Source organism: Pseudomonas sp. MWU13-2517, from assembly GCF_023242545.1.
GTDB lineage: Bacteria > Pseudomonadota > Gammaproteobacteria > Pseudomonadales > Pseudomonadaceae > Aquipseudomonas.
In genome coordinates this window covers 185,767-204,755 of sequence record NZ_JALMFA010000010.1, presented here as the reverse complement: position 1 = coordinate 204,755, position 18,989 = coordinate 185,767, and the positions used below count along the sequence as shown (strand labels likewise).

Here is an 18,989-nt window from a genome sequence, read left to right as displayed (position 1 = left end):
CTACGCTATTGGCATCCAGGAAACAGAAGTCAGCCCGATGAGCCCGAGCCCCTCACGCCCCACACGTCGCCCGGAACGTTTGTTGATCCTGGGCAGCGTCCTCACTGTCATGCTGATCGTGGCGATCGTCACCGCACTGCTGATTCGAGAGCACGGCAATACCCTGAGAACCGCCACGCGCACGGCGAACAACATCACACAACTCATCGATGCCGATGTACTGCGCAACGTCGAGCTTTATGACACGGCCCTCCAAGGTTTGATCGCCGCCGCCCAACGCAGTGACTTGCAGGGTGTTTCCGCGAACATCCGGCACCTGGTGCTGTTCGACCGCTCCGCTGCGGCACCGTACAAGGGCGATATCCTGCTGCTGGACGCAGATGGCGAGGTGATCGCCGACTCTTCATTGCTCGTCCCCAAGGCGGGCAATTTCGCTGATCGTGACTATTTCCAAGTGCACCGTACGCACCCTGACTCAGGCCTGTATATCAGCCGACCGTTTTCGGCGCGCTGCGTATGCGATGACCAATGGCGCATCGCGTTCAGTCGCCGGCTTACCGCACCGGACGGCAGTTTCCAGGGTGTTGCGGTGGCCTCCATGCGCCTGTCGTACTTCCATCAGTTGTTCAGCAGCCTGAGTATCGGCAGTAACAGCACCATCAACCTGATCAACCACCGGGGCATCCTGCTCGCGCAACAACCGTTGCTGGAGCAGGACATCGTCGACAAAGACCTGAGCCAACGCCCCAATGTGGCGCGCATGCTCAAAGAGCGGGATGGCAGCTTTCGTGGCATTTCCAGTGTGGACGGCCAGGAGCGGCTTTACACCTTCTCCAGCGTCGGCAGCTTGCCGCTGATCGTAGCGGTGGCGCTGTCTACCGATGAGGTCTTTGCCCAATGGAAACGCGCGACCGTGCTGATCAGCCTCGCCACCGGGGTGCTATGCACCGGCCTTTTGTGGCTGACCTGGATGCTGAGCAAGGAACTCGGACGCCGTCATCGCGCCGAGCAGGTGCTGTCAGAATTGGCAGCCACCGACGCCCTGACCGGGGTCGCCAACCGCCGCACCCTCGACGAACGTCTGCGTTTGGAATGGGACCGCGCACAACGCACCACCGAACCCCTGACGTTGTTGATGATCGATGTCGACCACTTCAAGGCGTTCAACGACCGCCACGGCCACCACGGCGGCGACGAGGCACTGCGCACAGTCGCCCGGGTGATAGACGACAACATCCGTCGACCTGCCGACCTGGCGGCGCGGTATGGCGGGGAAGAGTTCGCGGTGGTGCTGCCGAATACCGATGCCAAGGGTGCATGGGTGATTGCCGAGCATATCCGTAGCAGTGTCGAGCACCTGCCTCGGGTAGCCGGTGCCGATCAGCCGATTACCGTGAGCATTGGTGCGAGCACTTGGGATAAACGCAGCCGCATGTCGCTGGAAGCGCTGTTGCTCAGTGCAGACCAGGCGCTCTATCAGGCCAAGCACACAGGCCGTAACCGTATCGTGGATGCGGCGACCGTTTGAACGTGCAAGGGAGCCACCCCCCCTCCCGGATTGGACTGCATTTAAATTTGAGCAAAAAAAAGGCCACCCGAAGGTGGCCTTTCAAAACTAAAGAAAGAGAGTTGTTACTTACACCGCCGCAACGGGACGCATGTAAGAGATCGGTGCGGTGCTGGCATCTTCGAAGGTCACGACTTCCCAAGCGTCTGTCTGCTCAATCAACTTGCGCAGCAGCTGGTTGTTAAGGGCGTGGCCCGACTTGAAGCCTTTGAACTCACCTATCAGGCTATTGCCCAGCAGGTAGAGGTCACCGATTGCATCGAGGATCTTGTGCTTCACGAATTCGTCTTCATAGCGAAGGCCGTCTTCGTTCAGTACACCATCCGCGTCGACCACAATGGCGTTTTCAACGCTACCGCCGAGTGCGAGGTTGTGCTTGCGCAGGTACTCGATGTCACTCATGAAACCAAAGGTACGGGCGCGGCTGACTTCTTTTACGAACGAAGTGCTGGAAAAATCCACGCTTGCACTTTGGGTGCGGTCACGGAATACCGGGTGATCGAAATCGATCTCAAAGCTCACTTTAAAGCCTTCGAACGGGACGAAGGTGGCGCGCTTGTCGCCGTCTTCTACTGTCACTTCCCGCAGAATGCGAATGAACTTCTTGGCTGCGTCCTGTTCTTCCAGGCCGGCAGATTGAATCAAGAATACGAAGGGTCCGGCGCTGCCATCCATGATAGGGACTTCGGACGCGGAGAGCTCGACGTAGGCGTTATCGATGCCCAGGCCAGCCATGGCCGAGAGCAAGTGCTCCACCGTATCCACTTTGACGTCACCGTTGACCAACGTGGTCGACATAGTGGTTTCGCCAACGTTTTCCGCGCGAGCAGGAATCTGCACCACAGGGTCCAGGTCGGCACGAACAAACACGATGCCGGTGTCGACAGGTGCAGGTTTGAGGGTCAGGTATACCTTCTCCCCGGAGTGCAGACCTACACCTGTTGCACGGATAATATTCTTCAGGGTGCGTTGTTTAATCATGGCTTGGACCGCTTCAGCGCAAATTGCGAACTGGTATCAACAAAGGCTGGCGATAATAGCAGACCAGACCTTTGCTGAACACCAATCACCTTCATAGCCCTGATACATTCCATTAATCGGCCTGACGACGCAAGAATGCCGGGATGTCCAGATAGTCCAGATCATCTTGCGGATTCAGGCTACGGGATGCCGCAGTACCGGCCTGAGCCTGGTTGCGCATCACGGTCGGACGGTCCAGGTCACGGTAGTTCACCGACGGTTGTTCCTGACGCACAGGTGCTGGAGCGGCCGCTGCCTGGCTGGCTTGGCTGTTGTGCAGGGTGTTGTCGATGACCTTCACAGGCTTCTCGATTTTCGCACCCAGGCCGGTAGCAACCACGGTCACGTGCAGTTCATCACGCATGTCCGGATCGATAACGGTGCCGACTTTGACCATGGCGTGCTCGGAAGCGAAGGCTTCAATGATGCTACCCACGTCGGAGTACTCGCCCAGGGACAGGTCGGGACCGGCGGTGATGTTCACCAGGATGCCGCGCGCGCCTTGCAGGTTCACGTCTTCCAGCAACGGGTTGCGGATCGCCGCTTCAGTGGCTTCACGTGCACGGTTCGGACCGCTGGCGCAGCCAGTGCCCATCATCGCCATGCCCATTTCGCTCATCACGGTACGAACGTCAGCAAAGTCGACGTTGATCATGCCTGGACGCTTGATGATGTCGGAAATACCGCGAACGGCACCGGCCAATACGTCGTCAGCCTTGGCGAAAGCCGACAGCAGGCTGGCGTCCTTGCCCAGGATGGTCAGCAGTTTCTCGTTGGGAATGGTGATCAACGAGTCAACGCTTTCAGACAGCAGACGGATACCTTCGTCGGCGATCTGCATGCGCTTGCGACCTTCGAACGGGAACGGACGGGTCACGACAGCGACCGTCAGAATGCCCATTTCCTTAGCCACTTCGGCAATGATCGGCGCAGCACCGGTACCGGTACCACCGCCCATGCCGGTGGTGATGAACACCATGTTGGTGCCTTGCAGCACTTCGGCGATACGCTCGCGGTCTTCCAGAGCGGCTTGACGGCCGACTTCCGGGTTGGCGCCGGCGCCGAGGCCCTTGGTCACGGCTGTGCCCAATTGCAGGATGGTCCGCGCACCGATGCTTTTCAGTGCTTGGGCATCAGTGTTGGCGCAGATGAATTCAACGCCTTCAATGTTGCTCTTGACCATATGGTTGACAGCGTTGCCGCCGCCACCGCCGACACCGATCACTTTGATAACCGGGCTTGCGGGGATGTTGTCTACGAGTTCGAACATGTTCCCTCTCCTTTCATTTCTCTAGTTTTTTCGCCTACTGCTTAGAACGGTGTTGCGGTGTTGCGGTAAATCGTCAGAAGTTGCCTTGCACCCAGCTTTTGATCCGATCCAGCAACGGCGCTTTCTCATCGTCGTCGCTGCGGTAGCTGTCACGGATGCTCGGGCCCGACAGGGAAATGCCGTCGGTCTGCTTTTGCAGTCCGTACAACAGCAAGCCCACACCGGTGGAATAAATCGGGTTGCGCACCACATCGCCCAGGCCCTTGACGCCATGGGGTACACCCAGGCGCACCGGCATGTGGAAGATTTCCTCGGCCAGTTCGACCGCGCCTTCCATCTTCGAGGTGCCACCGGTCAGCACGATGCCGGCCGGAATCAGGTCTTCGTAGCCACTGCGGCGCAGTTCCGCCTGGATCAGGGTGAACAGCTCGTCGTAGCGCGGCTCGACCACTTCGGCCAAGGCCTGGCGCGACAGTTCGCGCGGTGGACGGTCGCCGACGCTCGGGACCTTGATGGTTTCACCGGCACCGGCCAGCTTGGCCAGGGCGCAGGCGTAGCGGATCTTGATTTCTTCGGCGTACTGGGTAGGTGTACGCAAGGCCATGGCGATGTCGTTGGTCACCTGATCACCCGCAATCGGGATCACGGCGGTGTGACGGATCGCACCTTCGGTGAAGATCGCGATGTCGGTGGTGCCACCGCCGATGTCCACCAGGCACACGCCCAGTTCTTTTTCGTCGTCGGTCAGTACCGAGTAGGCCGAGGCCAACTGCTCGAGAATGATGTCGTCGATTTCCAGGCCGCAGCGACGCACGCACTTCTCGATGTTCTGCGCGGCGTTGACAGCGCAGGTCACCACGTGGACCTTGGCTTCCAGGCGTACGCCCGACATGCCCAGGGGCTCGCGAACACCTTCCTGGTTGTCGATCACATAGTCCTGCGGCAGGGTGTGCAGCACGCGCTGGTCAGCCGGGATCGCCACGGCCTGGGCGGCGTCGAGGACGCGCTCAAGGTCGGCCGAGCTGACTTCACGGTCGCGGATCGCCACGATGCCGTGGGAGTTCAAGCTGCGGATATGGTTGCCGGCCACGCCGACGAACGCCGAGTGAATCCGGCAACCGGCCATCAGCTGCGCTTCTTCGATGGCGCGCTGGATCGATTGCACGGTGGACTCGATGTTCACCACCACGCCCTTCTTGAGGCCCCGGGACGGATGCGTGCCAATACCGACGATTTCGATCGTGCCGTCTTCCCCGACCTCGCCCACCAGCGCCACCACCTTGGAGGTGCCGATATCGAGACCGACGATCATTTTGCCGCTTTGCACGTTTGCCATGGGTCCTGCCTCTTCTTAATTCTTCGCGACAGCGGGTTGTGCTGCCGTGGGCGCAACCGGTGTACGCCAGCCGACGGCCAGGCCGTTGGCGTAACGCAGGTCGACGCTCGCAATGTTCGTAATCTGTTCTTTCAAGGTTTTGTCATAGATGGCAATAAAGCGGCGCATCTTCTCCACCAAGCGGTCGCGTCCCAGCAACAACTCGATGCCCGGGCCGGAACTGCCTGCCCCGGTCGTCAAAAACCAGCTGCCCCGCTCACGCAACTCCAGGCGTGCGATGGAGAAGCCCAGTGGCCGCAGCATCTGGCTCAACGCCTGATACTGCTGCATCACTTGCTGTTGCGCCCGCTGCGGCCCGAACAGCTGCGGCAGGTGCTCGTAGTTGGCCACTTCACGCGGCGCGAACGCCTGCCCCTGGTTGTTCAACAGCGCGCCATCGCCCCAACGGGCCACGGGCAGCTGTTCTTCCAGGCGGATCGTCACCTGGTCCGGCCACACACGGCGGACTTCGGCGTGGGCGATCCACGGCATCTGTTCAAGCTCCGAGCGCATGCCGGCCAGGTCGATGGTGAAGAAGCTCGCCGACAGGTACGGGCCGATGCGCTGCTGCACTGCCTGCTGGCTGATGTAGCTCAAGTCGCCCTGCACACTGATCTTGGTGATCGGTCGGTCGGCATACGGCAACAGACGCTGGGCGCCCTCGTAGGTGCCGAAACCCAACACCACCAGCAGCACCGGCCAGAACAGCGCCTTGAGAAAACCAAAGTTGGCTTTCGGCAAGCGCACCGACATCGGCTCTTTAGCCACCATCCGGCTGGCACCCCGCGGCACCGGCTTGCGGCTCGGTGCTTGTGGGGGCTGATGACGAAGCGATGCGCCGTTCATGTTCTTAGCCTCTTGACTCAATGCTTGCGGCCAGAATCGCCAGCACCAACTGCTGGAAATCCAAACCGGCGGCACGGGCAGCCATAGGTACCAGGCTGTGATCGGTCATGCCGGGTGCGGTATTGACTTCCAGGAACCAGAAATTCCCTTGCTCATCCTGCATCACGTCTGCCCGCGCCCAACCGGCGATACCCAGTGCCTCACAGGCTTTCGCCGTGAGGTCCATCAATTCCTGTTCCTTGGTTGCGTCGAGGCCACATGGAATCCGGTACTGAGTATCGGAGGCCAGGTACTTGGCGTCGTAGTCATAAAAGGTGTGGGGCGTGCCCAATGCGATAGGCGGCAATACCTGGCCACGCAGGGTGGCGATGGTGTACTCGGGACCGGAGATCCACTGTTCCACCAACACTTGCGAATCGTAGGTACTTGCCGCTTTCCATGCGTCGATCAATTCGGCGGCCGAGTTCACTTTGGCCATGCCGATACTGGAGCCTTCATGGGCTGGTTTGACGATCAAAGGCAGGCCCAGTTCCTCGGCTGCAGAAATACAATCGTCTTCGCTGCACAGAACACTGTGACGCGGGGTTGGAATACCCAGGCTGTGCCACACCTGCTTGGTGCGCAACTTGTCCATGGCCAGGGCCGAAGCCAGAATGCCACTACCGGTGTAAGGAATGCCGGCGCACTCCAGCAAGCCCTGCATGCTGCCGTCTTCACCACCACGGCCGTGCAGGATGATGAAGGCACGGTCGATTTTCTCGGCCTGCAGACGAGCGAGGAAGTCGTCGCCCACGTCGATGCCGAAGGCGTTCACACCGGCACTTTGCAGCGCTTGCAGCACGGCGTTGCCGGACTTGAGCGACACTTCGCGCTCAGCACTTTTGCCGCCGAACAATACCGCCACGCGGCCAAAGTCGGCGGGCGTGAGGGTGGAAAACAGGGCGTCGTAATTCGTGATCATTTCGACTTCCCCTGTGCTGCGGCGAACAACGGGCTCGCCAGCAATTTAGGGGCAAGGCCACCAATATCGCCGGCGCCCTGGCACAGCAGGATGTCACCGGCGCGCAGCAGTGGCTTGACCAGCGGCGCCAGGTCCACACCGCGCTCGATGTAGATCGGGTCCAGCTGGCCGCGCTGGCGGATGCTGTTGCATAACTTGCGGCTATCGGCGCCCGGGATCGGTTCTTCACCGGCCGGGTAGACCTCCATCAACAACAACACGTTGGCATCAGCCAATACATTGACGAAATCGTCGTACAGGTCGCGGGTACGGCTATAACGGTGCGGCTGGTAGACCATCACCAGGCGGCGCTCCGGCCAGCCTCCACGCACGGCTTTGATCACCGCAGCGACTTCGGTCGGATGGTGACCGTAGTCGTCGACCAGCATGACATCGCCGCCTTCTACCGGCAGTTGGCCGTAGACCTGGAAGCGGCGGCCCACACCGGCAAAGCGCGACAAGCCTTCGACAATGGCTTCATCACTGACGCCTTCGTCGGTAGCGATGCAGATGGTCGCGAGGGAGTTCAACACGTTGTGGTTGCCCGGCATGTTCACCGAAACATCCAGCGGCTCGCGGTCAGGACGCAGCACGGTGAAGAAGGTCTGCATGCCTTCCTGGCGCACATTGATTGCGCGCACGTCTGCGTCTTCGCTGAAGCCATAGGTCACGGTCGGACGCTTGACCAGCGGCAGGATTTCACGCACGACCGGATCATCCAGGCACACCACGGCCAACCCGTAGAACGGCAGGTTGTGCAGGAACTCGACGAAGGTTTTCTTCAACTTGTTGAAGTCGCCGTCGTAGGTCGCCATGTGGTCGGCGTCGATGTTGGTCACCACAGCAACCAAAGGTTGCAGGTGCAGGAAGCTGGCATCACTTTCGTCGGCTTCGGCGATCAGGTAGCGGCTGGTGCCGAGCTGTGCATTGGTGCCGGCTGCATTCAGGCGGCCACCGATCACGAACGTCGGGTCCAGGCCACCGGCGGCGAATACGGAAGCGATCAAACTGGTGGTGGTGGTTTTGCCGTGGGTACCGGCGACGGCGATGCCATGGCGATAGCGCATCAACTCGGCCAGCATCTCGGCGCGTGGCACCACCGGAATACGACGCTCAAGGGCGGTCGCCACTTCCGGGTTCGAGGTGTTCACGGCACTGGAAACCACCAGTACATCAGCCTCGGCGGCGTTCTCGGCGCGATGGCCGATGAAGATCTGTGCACCGAAGGACTTCAGGCGATCGGTGACCGGCGACTCTTTCAAGTCCGAACCGGATACCTGGTAACCCAGGTTCAGCAATACCTCGGCAATACCGCACATGCCCACGCCGCCGATACCGACGAAGTGGATGCGACGGATACGGCGCATTTCCGGTTGTGGCATGGCTTTCTGATTCTCAACCATGGGCCACCTCCAGGCAGATGTCGACCACGGTGCGGGTTGCGTCAGGTTTGGCCAGGCGGCTTGCGGTGCTCGCCATGTTGCTGAGTCGTTGCGGTTGCATCAAAACCTCGGTCAGGCGTGCGGCCAAATCGGCGGCGCCAGTCGTTCTTTGCGGCAGCAGGAAGGCAGCGCCCTCCCCGGCCAAATATTCGGCGTTGCGGGTCTGGTGATCGTCGATGGCGTGGGGCAAAGGCACCAGCAACGACGGCAGACCGGCGGCGGCCAGTTCACTGACGGTCAGCGCACCAGAGCGGCAGACCACCAGGTCGGCCCAGCCATAGGCATGGGCCATGTCTTTGATGAAGGGCTGTACGTTCGCCTCCACACCGGCCTCGCGGTAGCGCTTGGCGGTGACTTCACCGTGATCCTTGCCGGCCTGATGGAAGATCTCCGGACGCAACTCCACAGGGAGTTGCGCTACCGCTTCCGGCAGCAATTTGTTCAGAGGCTCGGAGCCCAGGCTTCCACCCAGGATCAGCAGGTGAGCCTTGCGCCCGACCAGGGCCTGGCGCGCGATATCCATAAACAGCTCGGTGCGTACCGGGTTGCCGGTGGTACGCAGTTTGTCCGATGCGCCAAAGGTCTTCGGGAAGGCCTCGCACACCCGTGCAGCCAACGGCACCAACAGGCGGTTGGCAGTGCCGGCAACGGCGTTCTGCTCGTGCACGATCACCGGCACGCCGGCAAGCTTTGCCGCAACGCCACCCGGGCCGGTCACATAACCGCCAAACCCGAGCACGCACACTGGCTGCAATTGACGAATGATCTTGCGCGCCTGCCACACCGCCTTGAGCAATACAAACGGTGCCTTGAGCAGGGACAATTTGCTTTTGCCACGCAAGCCGGTGACGTTGATCAGATGCAAGGGCAGGCCGGCATTCGGTACCAGATCGTTTTCGATGCCGCGCGGCGTACCCAGCCAATGCACCGTATAGCCACGGCTCTGGAATTCACGGGCGCAAGCCAGCGCCGGGAACACATGGCCCCCGGTGCCGCCCGCCATGATCAGCACGTTAGCGCCCATGAGATGGCTCCTCGGCGAAGTCGCTTTCGCTGAACTCCATCTCTTCGCTGCCCAGGTGGGTTCGACTCTCCCACTCGATGCGCAGCAACAAGCCCAGGCACACACAGCAGATCACCAACGAACTGCCGCCGTAACTGAGGAACGGCAAGGTCAGGCCCTTGGTCGGCAGCAGGCCGACGTTCACACCGATGTTGATGAGGAACTGGCCGATCCACAGGAAAGACAAGCCGTATGCCACATAGGCGGCGAAATACTGTTTGGCCTTCTCGGCCCACAAGCCGATGTACATGCCGCGTACGCACACGAACAGAAACAGCGCGACGGTGCACAACGACCCGACTACGCCCAGCTCTTCGGCGAGTACCGAGAATACGAAGTCGGTGTGCGCTTCCGGCAGGTAAAACTGCTTCTGCACACTGTTGCCCAGGCCCACGCCCAGCCACTCGCCGCGACCGAAGGCGATCAGCGCCTGGGTCAACTGGTAGCCGGAGCCGAACTGGTCGGACCATGGGTCGGTAAAGGTGATCAGACGCGCCATACGGTAGGGTTGCGCCTGCACCAGAATCGTCACGGCCGCGACCGCCAGCACCACCATCAAGGTAAAACGGAACAGGCCCACACCGCCAAGGAACAACATCGCTGCCGCCGCGCCCATCATTACGACGGTTGCTCCGAAGTCGGGCTCCATCAGCAACAGGCCGGCCATCGGCAGCAGCACGATGAACGGCTTGAAGAAGCCCATCCAGCTTTCGCGCACTTCTTTCTGGCGACGTACCAAGTAGCCGGCGAGATAGATCACCACGAACACCTTGGCGATTTCCGACGGCTGCACGTTGAACGCACCGAAGCCGATCCAGCGCATCGAACCGTTCACCTCGCGACCGATACCGGGCAGGATCACCATCACCAACAAGCCGAACGCGCCGATCAGCATCATCCAGCCCAGGCGTTGCCAGGTGGCAATAGGGATCATCATGGTGACAACGCAGGCACCGAGGCCGATCACCAGGTACACCAGGTGACGGATCATCATGTACAGCGTGTTGCCCGACTGCACCGCGGCCACTTCGGAAGATGCCGAAGTGATCATCACCAGGCCCAGGCCCAACAGTGCAAGGCAACCGGCGAGCATCGGGAAATCGAGGTCGATACCGCGTCCGGTGATGATCGGCGACGGGTAGGGCTTGATGATGTTTCTGAAATTCATGCTCATGCTAAGGCCTCCACGGCGCGGGCGAACAGCTGGCCGCGCTCTTCGTAGTTCTTGAACATGTCGAAACTGGCGCAGGCTGGCGACAGCAGCACCGCATCACCTGGCTGGGCCAGGGCTTTGCATTGGGCGATGGCGTCGTCCAGCGAGGTGGCGCGCACTTGCGCCACGGCATCGCCCAGGGCGGCGGCGATCAGGTCGGAGTCGCGCCCCATCAGCACCACCGCGCGGCAATGTTCAGCCACCGGGCCTTTGAGGTCCTTGAAGTCGGCGCCCTTGCCGTCGCCACCGGCGATCAGCACCAGCTTGCCCTCGATATCGGCACCGAGGCCTTCGATGGCAGCCAGCGCCGCACCGACGTTGGTAGCCTTGGAGTCGTTGTAATAGCTGACGCCATTCAGATCGCGCACCCACTGGCAGCGATGCTCGAGGCCGCCAAAGGTACGCAGTGCCGACAGCATGGCGTCAAACGGCAGGCCAACGGCATGCCCGAGCGCCAGCGCCGCCAGGGCGTTGGACTGATTATGGGCACCGCGGATTTTCAGCTCGCGCACCGGCATCAGGTTCTGGAATTCGAAGGCCAGGTATTTCTCGCCGTTCTCTTCACGGATGCCGAAGGCTTTGAAATCGGGTTTGCCGAGACCGAAGGTCCAGCACGGCAGGCCCTCGCTCATCAGCGGACGGCTCAAGGCGTCCTGACGATTGACCACCACCTGCCTGGCACCACGGAAGATCCGGTGCTTGGCCAGGTGATACGCCGGCAGGCCGCTGTAGCGGTCCATGTGGTCTTCGCTGACGTTCAACACGGTGGCTACTTCGGCACCCAGGTCATGGGTGGTTTCCAGTTGGAAGCTCGACAGCTCCATCACGTACAGCTCGATGTCGTCGCTGAGCAAATCCAGTGCAGGAGTGCCGAGGTTGCCGCCCACGGCCACGCGCTTGCCGGCCGCCAACGCCATGTCCCCGACCAGGGTGGTCACGGTGCTTTTCGCATTGGAGCCGCTGATGGCCACGATCGGCGCCTTCGCGTTACGCGCGAACAGGTCGATATCGCCCGACAGCTTCACGCCACGTGCCGCCGCAGCTTGCAGGGCTGGTGTCGCCAGGGCCAGGCCGGGGCTCACGTAGAGCTCGTCGGCACGGCACAGAAACTCGACATCCAGCTCGCCACAACGCACTTCCACGTGCGGGTAGTCACGGCGCAGCGTGACCAGCTCCGGTGGATTTTCCCGCGTATCGGCCACGGCGAACGACACACCCCGGTTCGCCAGGAAGCGAACCAGGGACATGCCGCTCTTGCCGAGGCCGACAACGATGCGGAAGTGGTCTGAAGCGATCAGGGACACTCGTTTCTACCTCAGTTTCAGGGTGGCAAGGCCGATCAGCACGAGAATCACGGTGATGATCCAGAAACGGACGATCACGCGTGGCTCGGGCCAGCCCTTGAGTTCAAAGTGGTGGTGAATCGGCGCCATGCGGAACACACGACGCCCGGTCAATTTGAAGGAAGCCACCTGGATGACCACCGACAGGGTTTCCATCACGAACACACCGCCCATGATGAACAGCACGATTTCCTGACGCACGATCACTGCGATGGTGCCCAGGGCTGCGCCCAGTGCCAGTGCGCCGACGTCGCCCATGAAGACTTGTGCCGGGTAGGTGTTGAACCACAGGAAGCCCAGCCCGGCACCGATCAGCGCGCCACAGAACACGATCAGTTCACCCGCGCCCGGTACGTAGGGAATCAGCAGGTATTCAGCGAATTTCACGTTACCCGACAGGTAGCAGAAGATGCCGAGCGCGCCGCCCACCATCACCGTCGGCATGATTGCCAGGCCATCCAGGCCGTCGGTCAGGTTCACCGCGTTGCTGGAGCCGACGATCACGAAGTAGGTCAACACCACGAAACCGATGCCGAGGGGAATGCTGGCGTCTTTGAGCATCGGGATGATCAGAGTGGTTTCAACGGCGCTTGGCGCAGTGGTGTAGAGGAAAATTGCAGCGGCGAGCCCGAACACCGATTGCCAGAAATATTTCCAGCGGCTTGGCAGCCCCTTGGAGTTTTTCTCGATCACTTTGCGGTAGTCGTCCACCCAGCCGATGGCACCGAACAACAGGGTCACCAGCAACACCACCCACACATAGCGGTTGTGCAGGTCGGCCCACAGCAAGGTGCTGATACCGATGGACGACAGGATCAACGCGCCGCCCATGGTCGGGGTGCCGGACTTGGACAGGTGCGACTGCGGGCCGTCATTGCGAACCGATTGACCAATTTGCAGGTTCTGCAGGGTACGGATCATCCACGGCCCCAGGAACAGCGACAGAGACAGCGCGGTCAGCACACCCAGAATCCCGCGCAGGGTCAGGTACTGAAAGACCGCGAAGCCTTTGTAGAACTGTTGCAGATACTCAGCCAGCAGCAGCAGCATTAATGTTTCTCCGTACTTGAGCCACACAAGGCCGCGACGACGTTTTCCATCACCGCGCTGCGCGATCCCTTGATCAAAATAGTGGTGTTTTTGTCTTGTTCCGCCGCCGTCAGCGCCTGGATCAATTCAGCCTGAGTCGCGAAGTGTCGCGCGCCGGGGCCAAAGGCGTTGACGGCGTGCGCCATGTTCGAACCGACGGCGTAAAGCGCATCGACTTTGCCGGCGGCGTAGGCACCGACTTCGCGGTGGCCTTGTTCAGCCCAGTCGCCCAATTCGCCGATATCGCCCAGCACCAGCACCTTGCGTCCGTCAAAGCCTTTGAGCAGATCCACGGCAGCATTGATGGAGGATGGGTTGGCGTTGTAAGTGTCATCAATGACGCGCATGCCGTTGGTTGCCAACTGCGCCACGGTGCGCCCCTTGACCGGCTGCACCGCGCCCAGGCCAGTAGCGATACCGAACAACGACACCCCCAGGGCGTGGGCGGCGGCGGCGGCGGCCAGGGCATTGGCTACGTTATGGTTGCCGAGCAGATTCAGTTGCACCTGCTCACTCCCCTGCGGCGTGTGCAAAGTGAATGACGGACAGCCGCGGGCATCGACAGTGATACCGGAAGCATGGAAGTCAGCGGCTGCGTTCAGTACGGCAAACGTCAGGATCTTGCGACCAGCAGCGCGCACGCGCCAGGTCTCGAAGGCCTTGTCGTCGAGATTCAATACCGCGGTGCCCGAAGCAGCCAGGCCTTCAAGGATTTCACCCTTGGCTTCGACGATCTTCTGCGGGCCGCCGAACTCGCCGACGTGGGCAGTACCGGCATTGCTGATAATCGTCACGTGAGGCTTGGTCAGCGCCACGGTGTAGGCAATTTCGCCAATACGCGAGGCTCCCAGTTCGATCACTGCCGCCGTGTGTTCCGGGGCCAGTTCGAGCAGGGTCAGCGGAGCGCCGAAATCATTGTTCAGGTTGCCACGGGTAGCGAGTACCGGCCCACGCGTGCGCAGCACACCGGCGAGCAACTCTTTGACCGTGGTCTTGCCGCTGGAGCCGGTGATGGCTGCGACAGGCTTGTCGAACGCGGCGCGGTTCAGCGCGCCCAACTGACCGAGGGCCAGGCGGGTATCGGCGACCAGCAATTGCGGCAAGGTGGAGTCCGCGACTTCACGTTGCACCAGGGCACCAACGGCGCCTTTGGCGGCAACCTCGTTCAGGTAATCGTGACCGTCAAAACGCGGGCCGGCCAGGGCAACAAACAACTGGCCTGGCTTGATGTTACGGCTGTCGATACTGACGCCGTCGAAGCTGCAGTCGCTCGACAACATACGGGCCGAAAGAGCCTGGGTCAGCTCGCTGAACTTCATCGCTTTAAGCATGGGCAACCTCCCAGGCGGTCAAGGCATGATCGGCCTCGACCAGGTCGGAGAAGGCATGGCGTTCGCCGTTGATTTCCTGGTAGTCCTCGTGGCCTTTACCGGCCAGCACCACCACATCGTCAGCGCCGGCGCTGGCGATCAATTGGGCAATGGCTGCACCACGACCTGCGACGAAAGTGGCCTTGGAGGCATCTTTGAAGCCGGCACGGATGTCGTCGAAAATCTGGCTCGGATTTTCGCTGCGCGGGTTATCGTCAGTCACGAGTACGCCGTCCGCCAGGCGCTCGACGATCTCTGCCATCAATGGGCGCTTGCCCCGATCGCGATCACCGCCGCAGCCGAACAGGCAGAGCAGCTTGCCCTTGGCGTGTGGGCGCAGCGCCACGAGGACTTTTTCGAGGGCATCCGGGGTGTGGGCATAATCGACCACCACCAACGGCTGCGAACCGCCACCGAGACGCTGCATGCGACCCACCGGGCCTTCCAGCTTCGGCAGGACTTTAAGGATTTCGTCGAGGGCATAATCCAGGCCGAGCAACGCACCGATAGCGGCAAGGACGTTACTCAGGTTGAAACGCCCCAACAGGGTGCTGCGCAAATGATGCTCGCCTTGTGGCGTCACTAGCGTAGCGAGCACGCCTTCGTCATTGAATTGGGCTTCGCGGCAATACAAGTAGGCGCTGGCGTCTTCCAGGCTGTAGCTGATCAGGCGCGACTCACGCTCTTCAGCCGCCAGCTGGCGACCGAACTCGTCATCGAGGTTCACCACCCGACACTTCAAGTCATTCCAGGCAAACAGCTTGGCCTTTTCGGCAGCGTAGGCCTCCATGGTGCCGTGGTAGTCCAGATGATCGCGGGACAGGTTGGTCATCACCGCCACATCAAAGGCCAGCGCAGCAACGCGCCCCTGGTGCAAACCGTGAGAAGACACTTCCATGGCAACCGCCTTGGCACCCGCCTTTTTCAGGTCGGCCAGGGTCGCTTGCACGGCGATCGGGTTCGGCGTGGTATGCAGGCCGCTTTGCAATGCACCGTAAAAGCCGGTGCCCAGAGTACCCACAATGCCGCAGTGCTGACCCAGCAGGTCAAGCGCCTGGGCGACCAGTTGGGTCACGCTGGTCTTGCCGTTGGTACCGGTCACGCCCACCAGGTTCAATTGGCGACTCGGGTCGCCATAGAAACGCCCGGCGATATCGGACAATTGTGCTGCAAGGCCCTTGACCGGAATCAACGGTACGTCGGTGATCGGCAGCACGGTGGCGCCTTCCACTTCATAAGCCACGGCCGCAGCGCCGCGTTGCAATGCATCGGCAATATGTTCACGGCCATCGAATTTGCCGCCAGGCACCGCCAGGAACAGGTCTCCGGCGCGTACGCTGCGGCTATCCAGGCTCAGCTCGCGAATCAACAGGTCGCGACCGGCGTGGGCGAAAATCTTGTTCAGGCTAAGAGACATCAGCCGCGCCCTCCATTGGCTTTTGCAGCGGCGGCCGGTGGTCCGGCGTTCGCTTGTTGGGTCGGCGGCAGATTGTCCGGCGTGATATTCATCAGGCGCAGGGTGCCCGACATCACTTTGCTGAACACCGGCGCCGATACCAGGCCACCGAAGTAGCCGGCTTTGCTCGGCTCATCAATCACGACAACGATGGCGTAGCGCGGATCACTCATCGGGCCGAAGCCGGCGAACAGCGAACGGTAGGAGTTTTCGGCATAGCCCTTGGTGCCCACCGACGTTTTACGCGCGGTACCGGACTTGCCTGCCACGTGGTATGCCGGCACCTGGGCGCGGAATACGCCACGCGGTGCTTCGATCACTTGTTGCAGCATGCCCTGCATGGTCTTGGCGACGTTTTCCGGAATCACCTGGGTGGCTTTCGGCGCTTCGTCGACATGGATCAGGCTCAGCGGAACCATGCGACCGTTATTGGCCAATACCGAGAAAGCGTGCGCCAGCTGGATCGCCGTCACCGAGATGCCGTAGCCGTAGGAAAGCGTGGCGGTCTCGGCCTTTTTCCAGTCGCGGTAGTTCGGCAGGTTGCCCACACGCTCACCCGGGAAGTCCAGGCCGGTGGGTTGGCCCAAGCCGATCTTTTGCGCGAGGTGGTAGATGGTTTCGCCGCCGATATCGAAGGCGACCTTACTCATGCCCACGTTACTGGAGTTGATCAGGATGCCTGTCAAATCCAGCACCGGACCTTCGGTACGGGATACGTCACGAATGGTGTATTTGCCCAACTGCAAAGTGCCAGGGTAAACCTCGACTTTGTCGCTCGGTTTCCAGCGCCCGGTTTCCAGGGCGGCACTCATGGAGATGGCTTTCATGGTCGAACCCGGCTCGAACACGTCGATCATTGCGCGGTTACGCATCATCGCCGGCTGCAGGTTGCGACGGTTATTCGGGTTGTAGGTCGGCTGGTTGACCATGGCGAGGATTTCGCCGGTCTTCACGTCCATGATAACCAGGCTACCGGCCTTGGCGCCGTTCTCTATAATCGCGTTACGCAGTTCGCGGTTGGCCAGGTATTGCAGGCGCAAGTCAATCGACAACGCCAAGGGCTTGCCGGCCTTGGCGTTTTTGGTGACCTGGACATCCTTGATCAGCCTGCCGCGACGATCCTTGATGACCTGTCGCTTGCCGGGGACCCCGGCCAGCCATTCATCGTAGGCCAACTCGACACCTTCACGACCGTGGTCGTCGATATCGGTGAAGCCGACCATGTGCGCGGTGGTTTCACCGGCCGGGTAAAAACGACGAAACTCCTCGATGCCGTAGACACCAGGGACTTTAAGGTCGAGTACCTGCTGGCCCTGTTCAGGGGTCAGCCCGCGAACCAGGTAGATGAATTCCTTGTTGGCCTGGGCTTCCAGACGTTCAGCCAGGGCTTTCGGGTCCTGACCCAGGGCAGCTGCGAGCTCCGGCCACTTTTCCTTGGCGGTCTGCAGTTCCTTGGCGTTGGCCCACAGGGTGGTCACCGGGGTACTGACGGCCAGAGGCTCGCCGTTGCGGTCGGTGATCAGGCCGCGGTGCGCCGGGATCGGGATATGACGCAGGCTACGGGCATCGCCCTGACCAATCAGGAAGTCACGGTCGACGACCTGCAGGTCGATGATGCGCCAGGCGATTGCGCCCACCATCAGTGCCAGCAAGCCAAGCACCACGCGGAAGCGCCATGGGTAGAGTGCGCCTTCGAGCTTCATCATGGCGCCACCATGCGGACTTCAGCCGCGCCCGGAATGTGCATTTTCAGCTGTTCGGTGGCCAGCACCTCGATACGGCTGTGAGCGGTCCAGGTGCTTTGCTCGAGGATCAACCGGCCCCACTCCGCCTGTGCCTTATCGCGCACGTTCAATTCCCCGTACAGGGTATTGAGCAACTGGCGGTTCCAGTGGGCGCTGTAGGACACCGCGATTGCGGACACCAGCACGCCGATAAACAGCAGCAACATAAAGAAGCTGCCGCCCGGGAGGGGCTTGGCGAAAAGCTTGCTCACCGCAACTTCTCCGCGACACGCATGACGGCACTACGGGAACGTGGGTTGGCCTTGAGTTCGGCTTCGGAAGCGAACTGCGCTTTGCCATGGATCTTGATTTTCGGCACAAAGGCTTCGAAACGCACCGGCAGGTTGCGCGGCAGGTTATCCGACTCACCCTTGGCCAGACGACGCATGAACAGTTTGACGATGCGGTCTTCCAGAGAGTGGAAGCTGATCACCACCAGGCGACCGCCCACTTCCAAGGCGTCCAGCGCGGCTTCGAGGCCGGCTTCCAGATCGCCCAATTCGTTATTGACGTGAATACGCAGCCCCTGGAACGCGCGGGTGGCCGGGTTTTTGCCTTTTTCCCACGCCGGGTTGGCGACCTTCAGCACTTCGGCCAGGTCGGCGGTCCGTTCGAACGGCTGGATCTCGCGGCGCTCGACCACGGCGCGGGCCATGCGGCCGGCGAAACGCTCTTCACCGTATTCTTTGAACACACGGGCGATTTCTTCCACCGGCGCAGTGGCGATGAACTGCGCAGCGCTGACACCCCGGGTAGGGTCCATGCGCATGTCGAGGGGGCCGTCGTTCATGAAGCTGAAGCCGCGCTCCGGGTCGTCGAGTTGCGGCGAAGACACGCCCAGATCGAGCAAAACCCCGGCCACCTTGCCTGCCATACCCCGCTCGGCCACTTCCGCACCCAGCTCGGCAAAGCTGCGCTGCACAACGACAAAGCGGCCGTCTTCGGCCGCTAGCGCTTGCCCGGTGGCAATCGCTTGAGGGTCTTTGTCGAATCCGAGGAGTTTGCCGTCAGACCCGAGCTGGCTGAGTATCAACCGGCTATGCCCGCCCCTGCCGAAGGTGCCATCCAAATAGCAGCCATCCGCGCGTACGGCGAGAGCCTCAACGGCTTCGTCAAGCAGTACGGTGATGTGGTTAAAGCCGCTATCAATA

16 protein-coding genes are annotated in these 18,989 nt (G+C 61.1%); 1 reads left to right on the top strand and 15 read right to left on the bottom strand.

The window, feature by feature from the left end:
- The first annotated feature begins 37 nt into the window (after positions 1-37).
- Positions 38-1,528 (top strand): sensor domain-containing diguanylate cyclase, encoded by a 1,491-nt coding sequence (locus M5B97_RS16580; RefSeq protein WP_134658593.1) that lies wholly within the window; start codon positions 38-40, stop codon positions 1,526-1,528.
- 108 nt (positions 1,529-1,636) lie between these two features.
- Here the strand turns inward: M5B97_RS16580 and lpxC are convergent, their stop codons facing one another.
- From lpxC to rsmH, 15 genes are all read right to left on the bottom strand, one after another.
- A complete protein-coding gene (gene lpxC / locus M5B97_RS16575) occupies positions 1,637-2,548 on the bottom strand; it encodes a UDP-3-O-acyl-N-acetylglucosamine deacetylase (protein WP_003171886.1) in 912 nt (303 codons plus the stop codon).
- Between the two features lie 112 nt (positions 2,549-2,660).
- A complete protein-coding gene (gene ftsZ, locus M5B97_RS16570; protein WP_123714641.1) occupies positions 2,661-3,857 on the bottom strand; it encodes a cell division protein FtsZ in 1,197 nt (398 codons plus the stop codon).
- Positions 3,858-3,930: 73 nt separating this feature from the next.
- Positions 3,931-5,193: a cell division protein FtsA gene (gene ftsA, locus M5B97_RS16565; RefSeq protein WP_060753906.1), complete on the bottom strand. Its 1,263-nt coding sequence runs from the start codon at positions 5,191-5,193 to the stop codon at positions 3,931-3,933.
- A 15-nt stretch (positions 5,194-5,208) separates the two neighbouring features.
- Positions 5,209-6,078 carry a cell division protein FtsQ/DivIB gene (locus M5B97_RS16560; protein WP_123714640.1) on the bottom strand — a complete coding sequence of 290 codons (870 nt, stop codon included), beginning with the start codon at positions 6,076-6,078 and terminating at the stop codon, positions 5,209-5,211.
- A 4-nt stretch (positions 6,079-6,082) separates the two neighbouring features.
- On the bottom strand, positions 6,083-7,039 hold the full coding sequence (locus tag M5B97_RS16555; RefSeq protein WP_123714639.1) for a D-alanine--D-alanine ligase: 957 nt from the start codon (positions 7,037-7,039) through the stop codon (positions 6,083-6,085).
- Complete coding sequence (murC, locus tag M5B97_RS16550; protein ID WP_123714638.1) at positions 7,036-8,481, bottom strand: UDP-N-acetylmuramate--L-alanine ligase; 1,446 nt, start codon at positions 8,479-8,481, stop codon at positions 7,036-7,038. The genes M5B97_RS16555 and murC overlap by 4 nt, the downstream gene beginning before the upstream one ends.
- Positions 8,474-9,544, bottom strand: coding sequence for an undecaprenyldiphospho-muramoylpentapeptide beta-N-acetylglucosaminyltransferase (gene murG, locus M5B97_RS16545; RefSeq protein ID WP_123714637.1), 1,071 nt, complete (start codon positions 9,542-9,544; stop codon positions 8,474-8,476). Before murG ends, murC begins: the two co-directional genes overlap by 8 nt.
- Positions 9,534-10,751: a putative lipid II flippase FtsW gene (ftsW, locus tag M5B97_RS16540; protein WP_123715206.1), complete on the bottom strand. Its 1,218-nt coding sequence runs from the start codon at positions 10,749-10,751 to the stop codon at positions 9,534-9,536. Before ftsW ends, murG begins: the two co-directional genes overlap by 11 nt.
- Positions 10,752-10,753: 2 nt before the next feature.
- A complete protein-coding gene (murD, locus tag M5B97_RS16535) occupies positions 10,754-12,100 on the bottom strand; it encodes a UDP-N-acetylmuramoyl-L-alanine--D-glutamate ligase (RefSeq protein WP_123714636.1) in 1,347 nt (448 codons plus the stop codon).
- Between the two features lie 6 nt (positions 12,101-12,106).
- Complete coding sequence (gene mraY, locus M5B97_RS16530) at positions 12,107-13,189, bottom strand: phospho-N-acetylmuramoyl-pentapeptide-transferase (RefSeq protein ID WP_123714635.1); 1,083 nt, start codon at positions 13,187-13,189, stop codon at positions 12,107-12,109.
- Positions 13,189-14,559, bottom strand: a complete 1,371-nt coding sequence (gene murF / locus M5B97_RS16525) for a UDP-N-acetylmuramoyl-tripeptide--D-alanyl-D-alanine ligase (protein ID WP_134658601.1) — start codon at positions 14,557-14,559, stop codon at positions 13,189-13,191. The genes mraY and murF overlap by 1 nt, the downstream gene beginning before the upstream one ends.
- On the bottom strand, positions 14,552-16,015 hold the full coding sequence (locus M5B97_RS16520; RefSeq protein WP_123714633.1) for a UDP-N-acetylmuramoyl-L-alanyl-D-glutamate--2,6-diaminopimelate ligase: 1,464 nt from the start codon (positions 16,013-16,015) through the stop codon (positions 14,552-14,554). Before M5B97_RS16520 ends, murF begins: the two co-directional genes overlap by 8 nt.
- On the bottom strand, positions 16,015-17,757 hold the full coding sequence (locus M5B97_RS16515) for a penicillin-binding protein 2 (RefSeq protein ID WP_167659676.1): 1,743 nt from the start codon (positions 17,755-17,757) through the stop codon (positions 16,015-16,017). Before M5B97_RS16515 ends, M5B97_RS16520 begins: the two co-directional genes overlap by 1 nt.
- Positions 17,757-18,050, bottom strand: coding sequence for a cell division protein FtsL (gene ftsL, locus M5B97_RS16510; protein ID WP_123714631.1), 294 nt, complete (start codon positions 18,048-18,050; stop codon positions 17,757-17,759). The genes M5B97_RS16515 and ftsL overlap by 1 nt, the downstream gene beginning before the upstream one ends.
- Entirely contained in the window at positions 18,047-18,988 is a 942-nt protein-coding gene (rsmH, locus tag M5B97_RS16505) for a 16S rRNA (cytosine(1402)-N(4))-methyltransferase RsmH (RefSeq protein WP_134658938.1), read from the bottom strand. Before rsmH ends, ftsL begins: the two co-directional genes overlap by 4 nt.
- Position 18,989: the final 1 nt, after the last annotated feature.